Source organism: Arthrobacter vasquezii, from assembly GCF_029455255.1.
GTDB classification, from domain to species: Bacteria; Actinomycetota; Actinomycetes; order Actinomycetales; family Micrococcaceae; genus Arthrobacter_D; species Arthrobacter_D parietis.
In genome coordinates, this window is sequence record NZ_JAROKN010000060.1 from 1 (window position 1) to 16,719 (window position 16,719).

A 16,719-nucleotide genomic window follows, 5' to 3' on the forward strand; every position below is an offset into this window, starting at 1 on the left:
GCCGTCGCAGTCGCCGCCGGCAGCAGGGCGGTGACGACGGCGGCATGACTCGCCGGCACAGCGGTGAGTGCGTAGGAGGTCAGGACGGGGAAGCCCACTACGACGCCACCAGCGATGATGGCGAGCCGCGCCCACTGGATACCGCAGGGGAGCCGCTGCCGCATGATGCCCAGCGCAAGGGCTGCGAGAAGCGCGGCCAGCACCGCTCGGCCGGAACCGATGAACAGCGGCGACATCCCCTCCACGGCCACCTTGGTGAACGGAACGGTGAAGGAAAACGCCGCTACGCCGAGAAGCCCCCACCAGGTTCCGGCTGGTCGATGGGATAGCGGTTCAGTTCGCACGAGAGTAGCGCTACTATTGCTGTACATGAACAACGATAGCAGTTCCCGTATTGCTGCGTCACTGAATGACTGGATTTCCGGGGCGGCTCCAGGGTCGCGGCTGCCGTCCACCCGGGCGCTTGTCGCCGAGCATAAGGTGAGCCCGGTAACGGTGCAGAAAGCCTTGCAGCTACTGACTGCCCGAGGGCTGGTGGAGAGTCGTCCCGGATCGGGAACGTTTGTGCGGTCAGTCCGAACCGCCAGGCCCGCTGACTATGGCTGGCAGACCGCCGCGTTGCGATCCCCCAAGGCGCCCCGGCATGGCCTGCCGACTACCCTGCGGGACACGCCGAACGACACGATCGCCTTTCACTCCGGCTATCCGGATTCTGAACTATTGCCGGTCCGTGCGGTCCGGGCAGCCTTGGCGAGGGCATCGCGCAGCGACGCAGCACTGTCCCGTCCACCCGCCGCCGGGCTTCCCGAACTGCGATCCTGGTTCGCGCAGGAACTGCGCGCCGCAACGCCGGCGAGTATCACTCCACCGACGCCGAGTGACGTTCTGGTGTTGCCAGGCAGTCAGAGTGGACTCAGCGCCATCTTCCGCGCGTTGGCCGGCAGCGGGCAGCCCGTTCTGATGGAGTCACCCACCTATTGGGGCGCCATTCTGGCCGCAACGCAGGCCGGTGCCACCATCATCCCGGTTCCGACGGGCGCTGACGGACCGGATCCCGAAGCGCTGGCGCGGGCCTTCGAGGAGACCGGTGCCCGCCTGTTCTACGCCCAGCCCAACTACGCCAACCCCACGGGTGCCCAGTGGGACGCCGAGCGCCGCGAGCAGGTGCTGGACATCGTCCGCGCGCACGGCGCCTTCCTTGTGGAGGATGACTGGGCCCACGACTTCGGGATCAACACCAGTCCGGCTCCCGTCGCGGCGCAGGACGACTCCGGCCACGTGGTCTACCTGCGCTCGCTGACCAAGAGCGTTTCCCCGTCCATCCGGGTTGCTGCCGTCATTGCTCGAGGTCCGGCACGTGAACGGATTCTCGCTGACCAAGGGGCGGAATCAATGTATGTCAGTGGCCTGCTCCAGGCTGCGGCGCTGGATGTCGTCACCCAACCGGCGTGGCAGACCCACCTCCGCGGGCTCCGCCACCAACTCCAATCCCGCCGTGATCTGTTGCTCACCAGCCTGCGCCGGCACGCGCCCTCCGCGCATATCGACCACGTGCCCAAGGGCGGGCTGAACCTGTGGGCACGCCTGCCTGACGGTACCGACGTCGAACAGTTGGCTCGCGACTGTGAGGCCAACGGCGTCGTTATTGCTGCCGGGAATGAATGGTTCCCGGCGGAACCGGTGGGCCCCTTCATCCGGCTGAACTACGCGGGGCCCAACCCCAGTGCCTTCCCCGAAGGCGCTCGGATTCTCGGCGGAATCCTCGAGGGCCAGACACTGGAGGGCGCCGTTACGGTGTAGGCGCCGCAGGGGTCTGCGTTGCCGTCGTTCCGGGTGTCTGTGGCGACGTCGTCTCGGCCGCGGCCTGCGCATAGGATGCCGAGACGCGCCGGTAGACCGGCGTCAGGAAAGCCAGCAGTGCCGCGGCGATGATGACGATTCCGGCGATCAGGAACACCAGCGCTATTCCGCGTGAGGTGCCCTCTCCCAGCAGTGGTGCCAGTTGCGCAGCGCCCTCCGTAGAACGGGCGTAGGGGATGATCCAGATTTCGGCGATGGGCGCGATGAGGAACGCAGTGATCGGGGCAGCCCCCGCCTCGAATGCCATGGCGAGTCCGAAGACGCGCCCCTGACGCGGCAGCGGCACCACCCGTTGGATGACCGTCTGCTCTGCAGCCTCGATGAACGGGATGAGCACCAGATAGAGCCAGATACCGGCGATGTAGAGCCAGGCCCACTCGCGGATGGTGAAGACCGCGCCGATGATTCCCATGATGACGACGGCGATGAGCATGGTTCGCAGCGGATTGGAACCAAGCCCGAACTTGCCGATCAGGGCGCCGCCGACGAGGAACCCGGTCGAACCGAGTGCAAAGTACATTCCCCACAGCTCCACGGGAAACAGTTCCAGGCCGTACGGGTCCATCAACGCCATATAGACGCCGCCCACAAAGTTGTTGAACGTGGAGAACAGGATCAGCGCGAACAAACCGGTGATCGCCAGAACGGCGGCCCAGGAGCCGCGCAGGTCAAAGCTCCCATGGGCATCCGTGGCGGCGGCGCGCACTTCTTCGGGCATGCGCAGGGTGAGCAGGTGCGCATAGGCAAGCGCTGTCAGCACCAGGGCGACGACGATCGTCCAGCCCATCCCGAGCAGCCCGACCGACAAACCGGAGAGAACGGACGTGATGATGAACATCAACCCCTGCACCATCCCCACCAGGCCGTTGGCGTTGGCCCGGCGGTCCGGCTCAATGAGGATGGTGACGGTCGTGGACAGGGCGATGTTGCGCAGATTCTCCACAACCGCGCCGATCAGGATGATCAGCGTGAAGACCCAGAACCAGGGCTGCGTCAGATCCAGCAGGCTGGACCCGGGCGTGTAGAGGAACATGACGCCGGCCAGCAGGAACATGCCCAGGGTGAAAGCTCCGGCGAACCGCATCACCGAGAGCTTGCGGTAGCGGTCCACAAACGTGCCGAAGCTGATGCTCGAGAGCGCGATCAACAGCATGTAGGCACCGCCGATCACCCCGGTGGCGATCACGTTTCGCGTCTCCAGGTAGGCCCAGAATGTCAGGGCAAACCAGAGGTAACTGGTGGTGATGTTCGCAACGCCGGTGTTGAGGAGGATGCCCCAAAACGTACGGGACCGTTCCTCCGGACTGCGTAGCGAGGTGTCGACGGCGTCGCTGTCCGTGACATCGCGGCTGTCCGTCGCGTCGTCGTTCTGGGTAACCGCAGCGGCCCGTTCCGGGGCCGGATCCTGCCCGGTCATGCGCCCCAGTTTACTCGCAGCGACTGACTCGGCTAGTAGCTTCCGGAGGCTCCGCCGCCGGTAAAGCCGCCGCCGCCGTTGAAGGAGGAACCCGAGGTGGTTCCACTGCTTCCGCCTGAGTAGAGCGCAGGGTTGGCGATGTACAGGGGCAGCCAGAGGGCGGGGTTCGTGACGGCGTCGTCCTTGCGATGGTTGTACCGGTACTTACGGTAGGCCTCACGCTGCTCGTCGGTGAGGTGCAGGTCCGGATCGGCTTCCTCCGCGGCGCGGATTTCCTCGTCAGCAAGACGACGACGACGGCGGCTGTCCCGCACGATGACAGCCACCACAATGCCGAAAAAGGCCACCATAGCGCCGACGATTGAGGCTGGCAGAACCCAGGCGAAGGGATCGCTGGGCGGCTCCTGCCCGTCTGCGTACAGGTAGATCTGCTCGACGGCCTCGGTGAGGCCCTGCGCGTACTCCTCGTCGGCGAAGGCAGGTTCGAGGACATCCTCGACCACGTCTTCCGCCTCGTCGTCGGAGAACTGTTCCCGTACGCCGTCGGCTGTTTCGACGCGGAGTTCCCGTTCTGCGGTGTCGGCGACAATGAGCACTCCGTTGTTGGCGCCGTCGTCTCCTACTTCCCACTCGGTGGCGACAATGCGCGCATAGTCCTCGATGGGCCCGCTGGCGTTCTCGACGGTCAGGACGGCGACCCGCGCGGCGTCGGTGCTGCGGTTTCGATCCTCGATCAGCGCGTTGAGCTCCTGCTCCTGCTGGTCGGTGAGCACCTCGGCGGCGTCCAGGACGTTGCCCTGGGTTGGCGGTGCCGGCGCTGTTGCGGATTCGCTGCCGCAGCCGGTCAGAACAAGCAATAGCGTTGCTGCCGCCGCTGCGCCAATACCTTGTGTTCGAGTGCCCCTCACGAATTCCCCCTGTTGCATGTTCCACCTGTGCACTGGATGCGTTCCATGGTCTCAACACATCGAGTTCACATTCGACCGTCAAAGGGATGATTTCGGGCGTTCCGCGCCCAGTTCCGCCAAACCCTTGTAGGCCCGAGGGCCCCGACATAGCATCCAGTCATGGAGATCGTCGAGTATAGGCCGTCGCGTGACCAGCTCGTCTATACCTTCGGCGGTGCTCCCCCTGTCATGACGGTGAAGCCGGGAACGGTCCTCAAGCTCTGGTCGGAGGACGCCTTCAACCACGCGCTCACCTCTGTCGAGGATCTGTCCAGCGAGAAGGTGGACCTGCGCTTCGTCAATCCGCAGACCGGGCCCTTCTATGTTCAGGGTGCTGAACCGGGAGACACACTCGTCCTCCACATCGTCGACCTGACGCCGGCCAGGACCTGGGGCGCTTCCGCCACCATCCCGTTCTTCGGAGGCCTGACCAGCACCGACCGCACCGCCCTCCTGCAGGATCCATTGCCCGACACCACCTGGATCTACCACGTCGACTCCCAGCGCAATACGGTCGGGTTCGAATCCCGGTTCGGCGATTTCCAGGTTCAATTGCCGTTGGAGCCGATGCTCGGCACGGTTGGCGTTGCCCCGCCCGGAGGAGAAGTGCGTTCCTCCCTGGTCCCCGAGCGGTTTGGCGGGAACATGGATTCGCCGGAGGTCAAGGCGGGCTCAACCATCTACCTCGGAGTAAACGTCGAGGGAGCGCTCTTCTCGATCGGCGACGGCCACTACCGGCAGGGTGAGGGCGAGGCGTGCGGCACCGCCGTCGAGGGCGCCATGGACTCCACGATCATCGTGGAGCTGATCAAGGGCGGGGCCCCGGCCTGGCCGCGCATCGAGACGGATAGCCACTGGATGGCAGTCGGCTCGTCCCGTCCGATGGAGGATTCCTGGCGGATCGGCCAGCTCGAAATGGTGCGCTGGTTCGTCGAACTCTTCGGGCTGCACGCCATGGACGCCTATCAGCTCCTCACCCAGACGGCGCAGGCACCGATCGCCAACGCCGTGGACGCCAACTACAGCGTGGTTGTGAAGGCTGCCAAGTCGCTGTTCCCGACAGCCAGCGCCTACGACGGCGTCCACACCGACCTGCGGAACCGTAGCGCCGGAATCTAGGCACCGAGGAAGGACTACAGATGGATCTGCAGCTCAACGGGCTGACCGCCCTTGTGACCGGAGGAACGAAGGGAATCGGCCGCGCGATTGTGGAGACGTTCGCGGCGGAGGGGGCCAATGTCGCGTTCTGCGCCAGGACCGCTGCCGACGTCGAAGCCACCCGGGACGCGGTGGGCAGGGATCTTGGGGGCGGCTTAGGCGCTGGGTCTGGCTTGGACACTGTGGTGGGCACCGCCGTCGACGTCGGTGATGGCGGCGCAGTGGCGCGCTGGGTGAGCGATACGGCGACCAGGTTCGGAGGCATCGACATGGTGATCAGCAATGTCAGCGCACTGGCGATCCCCGATACCGAGGAAAACTGGGAAGCCTCCCTCAACGTCGATCTCATGGGCACCGTCCGGCTGGTCAAGGCAGCGCTGCCGCACCTTGAGCAGAGCAAGTCGCCGTCAATTACCGCCATCTCGAGCGTCTCCGGCAGGGAGGTGGATTTCGCCTCAGGACCTTATGGCACAGTGAAGTCGGCGATCATCGCGTACATGGCCGGCCTTGCCTTCCAGCTTGCCGAACAGGGCATCCGCGCCAACACAGTCTCACCCGGGAACACCTATCATCCCGGCGGTGTCTGGGAGCAGATCGAGCAGGGCAACCCCGAACTGTTCAGCATGGCGATGGGCCTGAACCCCACCCACCGGATGGGCACGCCGCAGGAGATCGCGGACACGGTGGTATTCATCGCCAGCCCGAAGTCGAGCCGGACCACGGGCGCCAACGTGCTTGTGGACGGTGGACTGAGCCGCGGGATCCAGTTCTAGGGCGTTTGGACCGTTGGGTGCCGGGCCGGATTCCCCAACTCTTGCCGGGAAAGCTGCGTTTCATCCGCGTGTTGAACGGCGACACGCGGGATGGGAGCTAGTAGTTGGGGAATCCGGTCCGCTACACCGGGCAACGCCCCAGGGTTTCCTCCGGACCATGAGCGGCGTAGAGTCGCCCGCATGGCTGGCACACTGACACGTCCCCGTAACGGCAAACTCATCGCAGGAGTCTGCGCGGCTCTCGCATCCGGTTTCGGTCTGCCCAAGTGGTTGGTCCGGCTCGGATTCATTATCTTTGGGCTGGTGGGCATCGGCGAGCTGGTCTACATCATTCTGTGGATTGTGCTGCCCAAGTCCGACCGCTGATTACGGTTGCCGCTTAGCGGTTCACACTTGAGAGGCACGCTGGCCGCTGTCGGTTGCGCGCATGGCCGTGGCATCCAATTTGGCTGCGCGCCAGAGGTTGATCGCCAGCAGGATGGTCACCGGCGTCCAGATGGCGCGCTCTACCCGTGAAGGCGAGGCCGCGTTCAGTATGGTTCCCACCGCCATTAGGGCACTCGTGCCGTACATGAACCGGGAGCGGATCGATGTAGGTGCCAGGCGTGTTCCCGCGACGCCTGCCAGTCCCGTATAGATCGCAGCAGCGACGGCGCTGCTGATGCGGAGATTTTGCGGCAGGACGCCCGAATGGGCACCTCCGTATGCTGCTCTGCCCCACGGCGCGCCCGCAGCCAAGAGTGTCTGGAAGCAGCCGACAACCACCAGCAGAGCCGCTGCGAGTTTGCCTGGTCGGCTGGCGGGACGATGTTCTACTTTGCTGCGGATCATGGGAGTTCCTTACGTAGTGGCAAGCACATCCGGTTATTCAGAGTGCGACTGGCGCAAGTGGGATGGTTGAGGCATCCGCCCCCTTGATGGGCAGATACAGCACCATTATGGCTGGATCTTCCGCTGGTAGATCACCGCTAGAACCCAGGAAGTAAGGCCCGGCGCAGGGTATCCAGCCCCACCGATCCCAGGTTCAGTGCTTCGGTGTGGAACGCTTTCAGGTTGAAGGCCTCGCCGTCGGTCCGCTCGCGGGTGGCGCGGATCTCCTCCCACAGCCGCTGACCGACTTTGTACGAGGAAGCCTGGCCCGGCCACCCGAGGTAGCGGGTGAACTCGAACTCGAGGGCACCCTCGGAAATATCGAGGTGCCGGGTGAGGAACTCGTATCCTTTCTCCGGCGTCCAGGTTCCGCTGCCCCACTGCTCGGGGACTTCCAGCTCGAGGTGCACCCCAATATCGAAGACCACCCGTGCCGCGCGCATCCGCTGCATGTCCAGCATCCCCATCTGGTCACCAGGATCAGTGAGGTAGCCCAGCTCCAGCATCAGCCGTTCGGCATAGAGCGCCCAGCCTTCACCGTGGCCGGAGACCCAGCAGGCGTGGCGGCGCCAGTTGTTCAGCAATTCCTTCTGGTAGGTCGCCGTTCCGTACTGCAGATGATGCCCCGGCACACCCTCGTGGTACACGGTGCTGGTTTCGGCCCAGGTGGTGAACTCGTCTTCACCGGGCGGGATGGACCACCACATGCGCCCCGGGCGGCTGAAGTCATCGGAGGGCACCGAGTAATAGATCACGCCCTCCTGAGTGGGCGCGATCATGCACTCAAGACAGTTCATGGGTGCCGGAATATCGAAGTGCACTCCGGCGAGGTCTGACAAAGCCTGGTCCGCTGTGGCTTGCATCCAGTCCCTGAGGGCAGCGGAGCCCTTGAGCTGGCGGGAGGGATCCGCGTTCAGGATCGCTTTGGCCTCTTCAATGGTGGCGCCGGGCTTGATCCGGCCGGCCACCTCCACCTGTTCGGCAATCAGCCGGTCCAGCTCAGCCACTGCCCACGCGTAGGTTTCGTCGAGGTCGACGGCGGTGCCCAGGAAGCGCCGTGAGCACAGCTCGTAGTAGGCGCGCCCGACGGCGTCCTTTCCGGGCGCTGCCGGTAGCAGTTCGGTTTCGAGGAAGTTCGCGAAGCCCGCATAGGCTGCTGCGGCGCCTGATGCGCCCCGTTCGAGCCGGCTGCGGGTCCCGGTGTCGAGTTCGTTGCCGTTGACCTGCGCCCCGGCTGCCAGGGACATGAAGTAACCGTTGTCCTTGGCGTGCTCACGCGCTTGCCAGACGACAGCACGGACCTGCCGGGCAGCTGCGACGTGCCCTTCAATGCGGCTTGCACGCAGTGAGGCGATGTAACCCTCCAACGCGCTGCTGACGTTTTCGAGTCTTCCGGCAATATTCTCCCAATCGTCAGCCGATCCCGTGGGCATCAGGTCAAAGACGTTCCGGATCAGCTGGGAAGGGCACTCGATGTTGTTCAGCTCGGTGATGCCTGTGGCGAGGAATTCCAGTTCCAGCCCCAACCGCTCACGCATCGTGTCCAGGGTGACCATATCGACGTCGTCAACTGGGTTGAAACCATCCAGCTTGGCAAGTGTTTCCTGGATGGCTTGGGCGTAGGCCTGTTGGCCGGCGGGGGAGTAGTCGAAGAACCCGCTCCCGTAGCCGGGGGTTCCGAGGGAAGTAGCCAGCTCCGGCTTGAGCCCCAGCAGCCTCAGGAAGAAGGCGTCCGCGACGTCGTCAATAGCGGTCCGGGCGCGGCGAACGGGGGCCAGGGCATCGGTCATGACCTCACAGTAGCCGAGTTCCAGCACTTATTTGTACAGTACGATAATTATATTGTTTCAGCTATCAACTGTGCTCCTTGTAGGCGTTCCAGGAAAGGTTCCCTTGCAGATCCGAACAGTTTTCCCCCATAGCGTCGCTGTTATGGAGGACGTCCTGATCCCGCTCAACGACGGCACCCGGCTGGCGGCCACTGTCTGGTTGCCGGAGGACGCCATCAGTAATCCGGTTCCCGCTCTATTGGAGTACCTGCCGTATCGCCGCGGCGACTGGACAGCGCCGCGCGATGCCCAGCGCCACCCCTGGTACGCCGGTCATGGGTACGCTTCCGTCCGTGTGGACATCCGCGGGTGCGGTGACTCCGAGGGCATCATGCTTGATGAGTACCACCCGCAGGAACAAGCCGACGGCGTGGAGGTTATCGAGTGGCTGGCGGCGCAGCCCTGGTGCACGGGCAAGGTGGGAATGTTCGGTATCTCGTGGGGCGGCTTCAACAGTCTGCAGATCGCCGCCGAACAACCCGAGGCACTCAAAGCCGTTGTCACCGTCTGTTCCACTGATGACCGCTATGCCGATGATGTTCACTACTTCGGCGGCGCCATGCTGGGAATCGACATGCTCTCCTGGGCCGGAACCATGCTGGCCTTCCAGTGCCGGCCACCGGCACCCTGGCGGGTGGGCGACCAGTGGGAAAGCATGTGGAAGGAACGGCTGGAGGGTCTTCAGCCGTTCGCGGAAACCTGGATGGGCCATCAAGAGCGTGACGAGTACTGGCGTCGCGGCTCTGTCTGCGAGGACTATTCCAGGGTCACGGCTGCTGTCATGGCTGTCGGAGGCTGGGCAGATCCCTACCGGAGCGCTGTGCTGCGCCTGGTTGCGGGCTCGGACGGGCCGGTGCAGGGCCTGATCGGCCCGTGGTCCCACCAATACCCCGACATCGCACGGACCCCCGGCCCCAACATCGGCTTCCTCCAGGAGACCCTGCGCTGGTGGGACTACTGGCTCAAGGGGATCGATACCGGCATCATGGCCGAGCCCGCGCTGCGAGCACTCCACCAGGATTCCGTACGTCCGGCCACCCACTACCCGGTGCGTACCGGTACCTGGGTGGGGCTTGAGTCCTGGCCGTCCAAAAGCGTGGACACGGCAACGTTCAACCTGGCCGGTGACCTGCGCAGCACTGCGACCAATGCCGCGCAGCTGGCCGTTGTGGCTACTCCGCAGCACACCGGCATTGACGCCGCGCGGTGGTTTCCCTACGGGAACCTTTCGGACCTGCCTCCGGATCAGCGGTCCGAGGACGGGCGTTCCGTCGTGTTCGAAACCCCCGAGCTGACGGAAAACCTGAACATTCTTGGTTTCCCCAGGTTGCGCCTGCGCGTGAGCAGTACCGCGCGGCGGAGCAATCTGTTCGCGAGATTGTGCGATGTGGCACCGGATGGTTCCAGCACCCTGATCACCCGGGGAGCAATCAACCTGTGCAAACGCAACGGAATGGACCACGCGGAGGACGTCGTTCCGGGCGAGTTCGTAGAGGCCGAGATTGAACTGCGGGCAATCTCGTGGCAACTGCCGGCAGGGCACAAGCTGCGGCTGGCGCTCTCGAACACCTACTGGCCGTGGATCTGGCCGCATGGGGAGCAGGGCGCCCTGACTATCGATGCTTCAGGCTCCGAACTGAGCCTGGACGTACTGGATCCGGCGGTCATCGCTGCAGGTGGAGTCTCCTTCGAGGAGGCCGAACAGTCAGCACCTCTGGACATCAAGCCCGGACCGGTTCTTGAACCGCGTCCGGAACGTGAAGTCCGTTATGAGCCCGCGACGGGCTCCTGGACACTGACCGTGGATCCGAACTTCGGCGGCAACCGGATCTACCCCGACGGGCTGCACTACGGGGAGGAAGCAGTGGAGATCTACCGGATCGAGGAAGCCGATCCACTGTCAGCCTCTGCCGAATCACGATGGAAGATCAGCATGAAGCGCGAGGATTGGTCCGTTCGGATTGAGACCAGCGCTACGGTGACCGCAACTGCGGAACACTATGTGCTGCGCCATTCGGTCACCACCTATAAGGGTGACGAAGTGTTTTTCGAGAAAACTTTCGACAAGCAGATCGCGCGGACGTCCGCGTAACTTCGGACGTCCGCGTGGCAAGGAAGCGAGCACGAGTGATGGCACTGAGCACGCAGGAACCTGCCGGCCGGCCACGGGCCAAGACAGTCGGTGAACGTCAGCGCCACCCCACCGAGGTGAGGCGGCAGCTGGTGATCGATGCCGCCCGTGACGTGATCGCTGACAAGGGCCTGTTCAACGTGGGAATCCGGGATATCTCCCAGGCATGCGGCGTTTCCCCCGGCACCATCACCTATCACTTCAAGGGCCTTGACGAGGTGTTGATGGAGGTGGTCAAGGCCGAGACGGCAAGCTTTTACCTCCCGCTGCGGGAGGCCGCACAAGGTTCGGAGGATCCGGGCAGGGAACTGCTGTTCTTCCTTGACGGGCTGTTCGGATCCGATGAGGAGACACGGCGCCACTGGCTCATCTGGCTGGACTTCTGGGCTGCGGCTGCCCGCGATGACAGCTACGGCAGCTGGATGAACGAGCACTATGACGCGTGGCGGGCTGCACTGCAGGGAATTGCCGAGCGCGGGGTCGCCGAAGGCGCTTTCTCCTGCGAGGACCCCGCGGTTTTCGCAGCAACGACGGCAGCCATGGTGGATGGTCTCGTCGTCCAGTGCTATTCGCGCCGGACATCCATATCAGTGAACCGGGCACGGGAACTGCTGACCGCGTTCGTGAAGCGCGAGCTTCAGATCACGTGAAGCGGTGGAGCCGTCTCAGCAAGCCGGGACGGTTTCCTCAGAGCAGCCTGCGCAGCAGCTTCCGTTTGAGCGCACCGAACGGCGGGTAGGCGAGCCTGAGGGTATCCACCGCCGTCGGCTTGGAAAAGACCGGCTGCAGGTGGCTGAACGTGTCGAAGGACTGGCGGCCGTGGTAGCTGCCGGTCCCGCTCGCGCCCACACCGCCGAAGGGCAGCCCGGGCACCGCAAGTTGGATGGTGCAGACGTTGTGCGCGATGCCGCCGGCCTGCACCTGCTCTGTGAAAACGTCGAGGTGCTCCTCCCGGTCGCTGAACAGGTAGGCCGCCAGCGGGTGTGGGCGCTCGCCGATGAAGCGGATCGCGTCGTCGAGGTCTTCCACTTCGAGGATGGGCAGCAGCGGGCCGAAGATTTCCTCCTGCATGAGGGGTGAGGCGGGGTCGACGTCGCGCAGGATGGTCGGTTCGATATACCGATCGGAGCGCTCGTGCCGTCCTCCGGCGACCACCGTCCCGTCGCCCAGAAGCGTCACCAGCCGGTCAAAGTGGTGGTCGTTGAGAATCCGCCCGTAGTCACCGGAGGTCTGCGGATCGCTGCCGTAGAACTCCCGGACTGCCTCCGAAAGTGCCAGCGCCAGTGCAGGGGCGGCAGCCGGCGTCGTCAATATGTAGTCCGGTGCCACGCACGTCTGGGCGGCGTTCATGAACTTGCCGTAGGCAATGCGGCGGGCGGCGGCCTTGAGATCACCACAGACGACGACGGCGGGAGACTTCCCTCCCAACTCCAGCGTCACCGGGGTGAGGTGCTCGGCGGCCGCTTTCATGACGATCTTGCCGACGCGCTCGCCGCCGGTGTAGAAGATGTGATCGAAGGGCTGGGCGAGGAGGTCGGTGCTCACGTCCACGCCGCCTTCGACGACGGTCACGGCGGATCGGTCAAGGTACTGGGGAACGAGTTCGGCGAGCACGCTGGAGGTGGCCAGTGCCAGTTCGCTGGGTTTGAGGACCGCTGTGTTGCCGGCCGCGAGCGCACCGACCAGCGGAGCCAGGACCAGCTGCAGCGGGTAGTTCCACGGGCCGATGATGAGCACGGTGCCCAGCGGCCGGGGTTGGGTCCAGGCCTTCGCCGGTTGCAGGCCGAGCGGCACGCTGACCTTCGCGGGCGCCATCCACCGGTCAAGGTGCTTCAGTGCGTAGTCGGTCTCCGCGCGGACCAGCGCCACCTCGGAGATGAAGGCCTCGGTGCGGCTCTTTCCGAGGTCCTTTTCGAGGGCGTCGGTGAGTGTGTCTTCGCGTTCGGTGAGCAGACGCAGGAGGGCCTGGAGCTGTCCGCGGCGCCATTCGACCGGGCGGGTGGCGCCGGTGTGGAAGTAGCGTTTGTGATCTTGCAGGATTGCGGCGCCGCTCATCGGCTGTTGTCCTTTGTGATTGCGGGCGTGGGTCGGCCGGTGAAGTGGTCCATTGAGCTGTAGACCTTGAAGACCCGGTCGGCGACGAAGTCCCAGGCTGGTTGCGGCAGGACGTTACGGAGGGTGCCGGCGAGCTGCACGGTCCACGGCAGCTGGACGCGTGCCTTTCCGGCCAGTGTTGCGCGCCAGGCTTTGTCCACCACGTAGTCCGGTTCCATGAGCGGGGTTAGGAGCGGTCCGCGGGCTCCCTCGAACATGCCGGTCTTGATGTAGCTGGGGATGAGTGTGGTGACGGCAATGGGGTGGTGAGTGGATTTCAGCTCGAGGCGAAGGGAGTCGCTCCAGCCGATGACCGCCCATTTCGACGCCGCGTACACGCTCATGCGGGGAACCGAGAGTGTGCCGGAAGCGGAGGCTACGTTGAGGATTCGCGCGGGTGTTCCGCGTTCCATCATTGCCGGCAGGAACTCACGGGTGACGTGCATCAGGCCGCCGGTGTTGATCTGGAGCGTGAGGTCAATGTCCGCGTGGTGGTCGTGGTCCCAGAAGTATTTGCCACGGACAATTCCGGCGTTGTTGATCAGGACATCCGGGGCGCCGACGTCGTTCAGGACCGACTCCGCAGCGGCGGTGATGGATTCGACGGAGGCGACGTCGACCACATTGGTGTGGACCGTCGTCGTACTTGAGGCAAGGCCGGCCGCGACGTTCTGGAGGGCGGTTTCGTCAATATCCCACAGCACGACGGCGGCTGCCCCTTCGCGCACGGCGCGTTCGGCATAGAGCTTTCCCATGCCCATTCCGGCGCCGGTAATCAGGACGGTGCGTCCGCGGACGGTGAATGCCAAGGCGGGTTCCTCTCGCGTGGTGACCGGGGGCCAGCGTGCAGCGGTTGTGGATCAGTAGTGGTCGCGGGCCTGCAACACGACGATATACGTATCAGTCACGAGGTAGACCAGGCGATGTGCCTCATCGATTCGTCTGGACCAGGCTCCGGACAGGATGTGCTTGAGTGGCTCGGGTTTGCCAGTGCCGGTGAACGGGTCGCGCAAGACATCCTGAATCAGCAGATTGATTCGCTTCAGCGTCTTTCTGTCCTGGCCTTGCCAGTAGGTGTAGTCTTCCCACCCGTTCCGGTCGAATGCGAGCTGTCGGCTCACGCGTCGTGGAGTTCGTGAGTCTCGAACTCCCCGCGTCGGGCACGTTCCAGGGAGGCGAGCAGCCGCTCAGCACCTTTCGTATGCCGCAACAGGTAAGCAGTTTCAGTGATCGCGTCGTAATCGTCTTTGGACATGATGACGGCGTTACCGTGCTTAGACACGACTTCGACCGGAGCGTGGTCCTCATTCACCTGCTGGATGAGTCCAAACAGGTTGCGACGAGCGTCTGTTGCGGTGATTGCGGACATTGGTCGACCCCTTCCAAGTGGTACATGAAAGCGTACCACTACGCCGATCGAGAAAGCTCTGCCTGTCGGGATTGATGCGAGCGGTACCCGCAGAAATCAGACAAGGGACTATCTTGACGTGGCGGCCCTTGCCGAAATGATGGGGTTGAGCATGCAGCCGAGGTTCTCAACGGCATGGACGAGTACTACGCCGACCAGAACCGGGACGGTGCGGCGGTGAGATCGCAGGTGGTTCGCCAACTATCCGCGCCCTCACCCAAGGATTCCCGGACCACTAAGCAGCTCGGCTCCTACAAAGGTTTGGTGAGTCGGTGGCAGGATTGGGGCGCCACGGTGGAGACCTGCCAGACACTCGCCGAACAGATGGTTCTTCGAGGGGAGGCGTGATGCTGAAGTTTCGCAATCTGAATATCGATCCCGAGGCACCCGTCGATCAGTGGGGGTTCGAGGGTCTGCTCGCAGCGGTCGAACGTGGCGACATCCGGGACTGGCACCGTATCGCTGAAGCCGTCATGGCGAGCCCTCGCGGGAAAGCGGCAGCAGAACTTAAAGAAGTATTGGCCGCAACGGAGAGTCCAGCCATGTCTGCGCTGTTTTCGCGCATCCTCCGGCATTCAGTGCGGGACGCCGAGGATGCCGAGCGCCAGGAGGTCACGCAGGACCTTGCCGCGTACTTGACGCGCAGCGGTCTGACTCGGGCGGAGTTCGCTCAGCAACTCGGCACGTCGCCTTCGAGGTTGTCCACCTATCTCACCGGGAAAGTGGTGCCGTCGGCAGTGATGATGGTCAGGGCGCGGAGACTGGCCGAGCGCCGCTAGGCGCGCGGTCGCCCCGAGAGCCGCGCGTGTTCGTCTGGGGTGATCGCAAGAAGCGATCCGTGGCGCGCAAGCGGCGGCAGGACGGCGTCGTGCAGGTGCTTCCAATGGCGCAGCTCCGGGTCAGCGGCTTCGAACAGGTGATAACCGCTGAGGCCGAATTCGTCGATCAGCAGCAGCGGGGCTGAGCCATTGGAAGGCAGGACGACGGCGGGACCCTCGCCCTGCCTGATGTCGCCTTTGCCGGCGGCTACTACCCAGGCTTCGAAGTCCGGGTCGAGCAGGCTGCGGCCGCGTTCGATGAAGACGAAAGCGTCCTCCTCGGGGTTGCCGGCTGGCCGGGAGGTCGCGGAGAAGCGGTACCACCAGTCGCCCACATGGAGGAAGGTCACGTCGATGACTGACTTGCCCAAGTCAAGGTACAGCACGGGTGCGCTGAAGCTGGTGAAATCGGCCGTCTCGGTGACGAACATCCGTTGGTAGTCGCTTCCTTGTTCACCGGCGGCCGGGAGGGATGACGCGAAGAACACCAGCCAAGCGCTGCGTTCGTCGGACCAGAAGGCTTTCGGCGCCCAGGCGTTGCCGGCGTCCTCCCGTGCGATGGGGACTAGCCGCGGGCCCGACCACGTGATGAGGTCTTCGGATTCCCAGACGAGGATCGACCTGCTGCCGCGGTGCTCGGCACGGTCCCAGTCGCCGTCGCTTGCGACCCGCAGATCGGTGGCGAGGACCACGAACTTGTCGCGGGTGTGGTCGCGGAAGATGAACGGGTCTCGGGCGCCGCGCTCGCCGACGTCGCTGGTCAGGATCGGGGCGCCGTCATTCAGGGCGGTCCACCTCTTGGCATTCGGGCCGGCATTCACGGCGAAGCGGACCTGCTCGCCGTCCTCCTCCGTCTCGGGTGTGAAGTAGGCGAAGAGCCAGTGCTGGGAGGCTGCGTCGTCGTTGGTTAGGTCAGCGGAAGCGGGGCGAGGGGAAGTCACGCGGAACAGTCTTTCAGACGCTGATCAGTATGCCGCGGGAACTGCTCACGGGTTGGGCAGCGATCCTGAAGGCGAGGTACTAGCCCCTGAGGACCCAGGCCGCGGCGTCGGGCGGGAGGAGCCCCTCCGCGGTCAGGGGTGACGAGGCCAGCACCACGTTTCCGTCCGGAAGGCGGCACGCCTCTTCCCCCATGGCGACGGCAAGCAGAAACTGCTCTCCGCGCTCGCAGATCAGTAAGCCACCGTCTTCGACCCGCCAGGTGCCGCCGTCGTCGGCCGAGAGGATTTCTTTCTCGCGCAGCTGCTTCCGCAATTCGATGGCAGTAGTGACGAGGTGCAGGGTGGATCCACTGTCGGTCAGGTTCGCCTCGACGGACCGCTCGCCCCAGTCCACCGGCGTCGGCAACCAGGGCGCCGACGCGCCGGCGGAGGAGAAGCCGAAGGTGTCGCCCGAATCGACCGTCCAGGGCAGC

The 16,719-nt window shown here is 64.4% G+C and carries 19 protein-coding genes; 8 read left to right on the forward strand and 11 right to left on the reverse strand.

From position 1 onward, the window contains the following. On the reverse strand, positions 1-371 hold a 371-nt coding region (locus P4U43_RS15165), incomplete at its 3' end, for an EamA family transporter (protein ID WP_277359485.1). On the opposite strand from P4U43_RS15165, the gene P4U43_RS15170 reads away from it, so the two are divergent. After that, a complete protein-coding gene (locus P4U43_RS15170) occupies positions 370-1,800 on the forward strand; it encodes an aminotransferase-like domain-containing protein (RefSeq protein ID WP_277359486.1) in 1,431 nt (476 codons plus the stop codon). The two genes, P4U43_RS15165 and P4U43_RS15170, sit on opposite strands and share 2 nt — an antisense overlap. Here P4U43_RS15170 and P4U43_RS15175 read toward each other — a convergent pair. Beyond that, positions 1,790-3,277 (reverse strand): MFS transporter, encoded by a 1,488-nt coding sequence (locus P4U43_RS15175; RefSeq protein ID WP_277359487.1) that lies wholly within the window; start codon positions 3,275-3,277, stop codon positions 1,790-1,792. The two genes, P4U43_RS15170 and P4U43_RS15175, sit on opposite strands and share 11 nt — an antisense overlap. 32 nt (positions 3,278-3,309) lie before the next feature. After that, on the reverse strand, positions 3,310-4,185 hold the full coding sequence (locus P4U43_RS15180; RefSeq protein WP_277359488.1) for a TPM domain-containing protein: 876 nt from the start codon (positions 4,183-4,185) through the stop codon (positions 3,310-3,312). 159 nt (positions 4,186-4,344) lie between these two features. Between P4U43_RS15180 and P4U43_RS15185 the strand changes: the two genes are divergently transcribed. The 3 genes from P4U43_RS15185 (at position 4,345) to P4U43_RS15195 (ending at position 6,521) form a co-directional block, all read left to right on the forward strand. Then, positions 4,345-5,343 carry an acetamidase/formamidase family protein gene (locus P4U43_RS15185; RefSeq protein ID WP_277359489.1) on the forward strand — a complete coding sequence of 333 codons (999 nt, stop codon included), beginning with the start codon at positions 4,345-4,347 and terminating at the stop codon, positions 5,341-5,343. Positions 5,344-5,363: 20 nt separating this feature from the next. After that, positions 5,364-6,155: an SDR family NAD(P)-dependent oxidoreductase gene (locus tag P4U43_RS15190; RefSeq protein WP_277359490.1), complete on the forward strand. Its 792-nt coding sequence runs from the start codon at positions 5,364-5,366 to the stop codon at positions 6,153-6,155. A gap of 180 nt (positions 6,156-6,335) precedes the next feature. After that, positions 6,336-6,521, forward strand: a complete 186-nt coding sequence (locus P4U43_RS15195; protein WP_277359491.1) for a PspC domain-containing protein — start codon at positions 6,336-6,338, stop codon at positions 6,519-6,521. A gap of 21 nt (positions 6,522-6,542) precedes the next feature. On the opposite strand, the gene P4U43_RS15200 is transcribed toward P4U43_RS15195, so the two are convergent. Both P4U43_RS15200 and P4U43_RS15205 read right to left on the reverse strand, forming a co-directional pair. Then, positions 6,543-6,986, reverse strand: a complete 444-nt coding sequence (locus P4U43_RS15200) for a hypothetical protein (protein ID WP_277359492.1) — start codon at positions 6,984-6,986, stop codon at positions 6,543-6,545. A 137-nt stretch (positions 6,987-7,123) separates the two neighbouring features. Beyond that, positions 7,124-8,815, reverse strand: coding sequence for a DUF885 domain-containing protein (locus P4U43_RS15205; RefSeq protein WP_277359493.1), 1,692 nt, complete (start codon positions 8,813-8,815; stop codon positions 7,124-7,126). Between the two features lie 142 nt (positions 8,816-8,957). Here P4U43_RS15205 and P4U43_RS15210 point away from each other — a divergent pair, with 142 nt between their 5' ends. Both P4U43_RS15210 and P4U43_RS15215 read left to right on the forward strand, forming a co-directional pair. Further along, positions 8,958-10,946 (forward strand): CocE/NonD family hydrolase, encoded by a 1,989-nt coding sequence (locus tag P4U43_RS15210; protein ID WP_277359494.1) that lies wholly within the window; start codon positions 8,958-8,960, stop codon positions 10,944-10,946. A 38-nt stretch (positions 10,947-10,984) separates the two neighbouring features. Then, entirely contained in the window at positions 10,985-11,635 is a 651-nt protein-coding gene (locus tag P4U43_RS15215) for a TetR/AcrR family transcriptional regulator (protein WP_277359495.1), read from the forward strand. 37 nt (positions 11,636-11,672) lie between these two features. Here the strand turns inward: P4U43_RS15215 and P4U43_RS15220 are convergent, their stop codons facing one another. The 4 genes from P4U43_RS15220 to P4U43_RS15235 are packed head-to-tail and all read right to left on the reverse strand — an operon-like array spanning position 11,673 to position 14,448. Next, positions 11,673-13,040, reverse strand: a complete 1,368-nt coding sequence (locus P4U43_RS15220) for an aldehyde dehydrogenase family protein (RefSeq protein ID WP_277359496.1) — start codon at positions 13,038-13,040, stop codon at positions 11,673-11,675. Then, positions 13,037-13,888 (reverse strand): SDR family NAD(P)-dependent oxidoreductase, encoded by an 852-nt coding sequence (locus P4U43_RS15225; RefSeq protein WP_277359497.1) that lies wholly within the window; start codon positions 13,886-13,888, stop codon positions 13,037-13,039. Before P4U43_RS15225 ends, P4U43_RS15220 begins: the two co-directional genes overlap by 4 nt. Before the next feature lie 51 nt (positions 13,889-13,939). Continuing rightward, positions 13,940-14,200 (reverse strand): Txe/YoeB family addiction module toxin, encoded by a 261-nt coding sequence (locus P4U43_RS15230; RefSeq protein WP_277359498.1) that lies wholly within the window; start codon positions 14,198-14,200, stop codon positions 13,940-13,942. Next, positions 14,197-14,448 carry a type II toxin-antitoxin system Phd/YefM family antitoxin gene (locus tag P4U43_RS15235; RefSeq protein WP_277359499.1) on the reverse strand — a complete coding sequence of 84 codons (252 nt, stop codon included), beginning with the start codon at positions 14,446-14,448 and terminating at the stop codon, positions 14,197-14,199. The genes P4U43_RS15230 and P4U43_RS15235 overlap by 4 nt, the downstream gene beginning before the upstream one ends. A gap of 174 nt (positions 14,449-14,622) precedes the next feature. Between P4U43_RS15235 and P4U43_RS15240 the strand changes: the two genes are divergently transcribed. Both P4U43_RS15240 and P4U43_RS15245 read left to right on the forward strand, forming a co-directional pair. Then, positions 14,623-14,835 (forward strand): hypothetical protein, encoded by a 213-nt coding sequence (locus P4U43_RS15240; RefSeq protein WP_277359500.1) that lies wholly within the window; start codon positions 14,623-14,625, stop codon positions 14,833-14,835. After that, entirely contained in the window at positions 14,835-15,266 is a 432-nt protein-coding gene (locus P4U43_RS15245; RefSeq protein ID WP_277359501.1) for a helix-turn-helix domain-containing protein, read from the forward strand. Before P4U43_RS15240 ends, P4U43_RS15245 begins: the two co-directional genes overlap by 1 nt. Here the strand turns inward: P4U43_RS15245 and P4U43_RS15250 are convergent. Together P4U43_RS15250 and P4U43_RS15255 are read right to left on the reverse strand one after the other, a co-directional pair. After that, entirely contained in the window at positions 15,263-16,246 is a 984-nt protein-coding gene (locus tag P4U43_RS15250) for a glycoside hydrolase family 43 protein (RefSeq protein ID WP_277359502.1), read from the reverse strand. The two genes, P4U43_RS15245 and P4U43_RS15250, sit on opposite strands and share 4 nt — an antisense overlap. Before the next feature lie 79 nt (positions 16,247-16,325). Beyond that, positions 16,326-16,719: DUF3459 domain-containing protein (locus P4U43_RS15255; RefSeq protein ID WP_404800756.1), on the reverse strand; the 394-nt coding region annotated here is incomplete at its 5' end.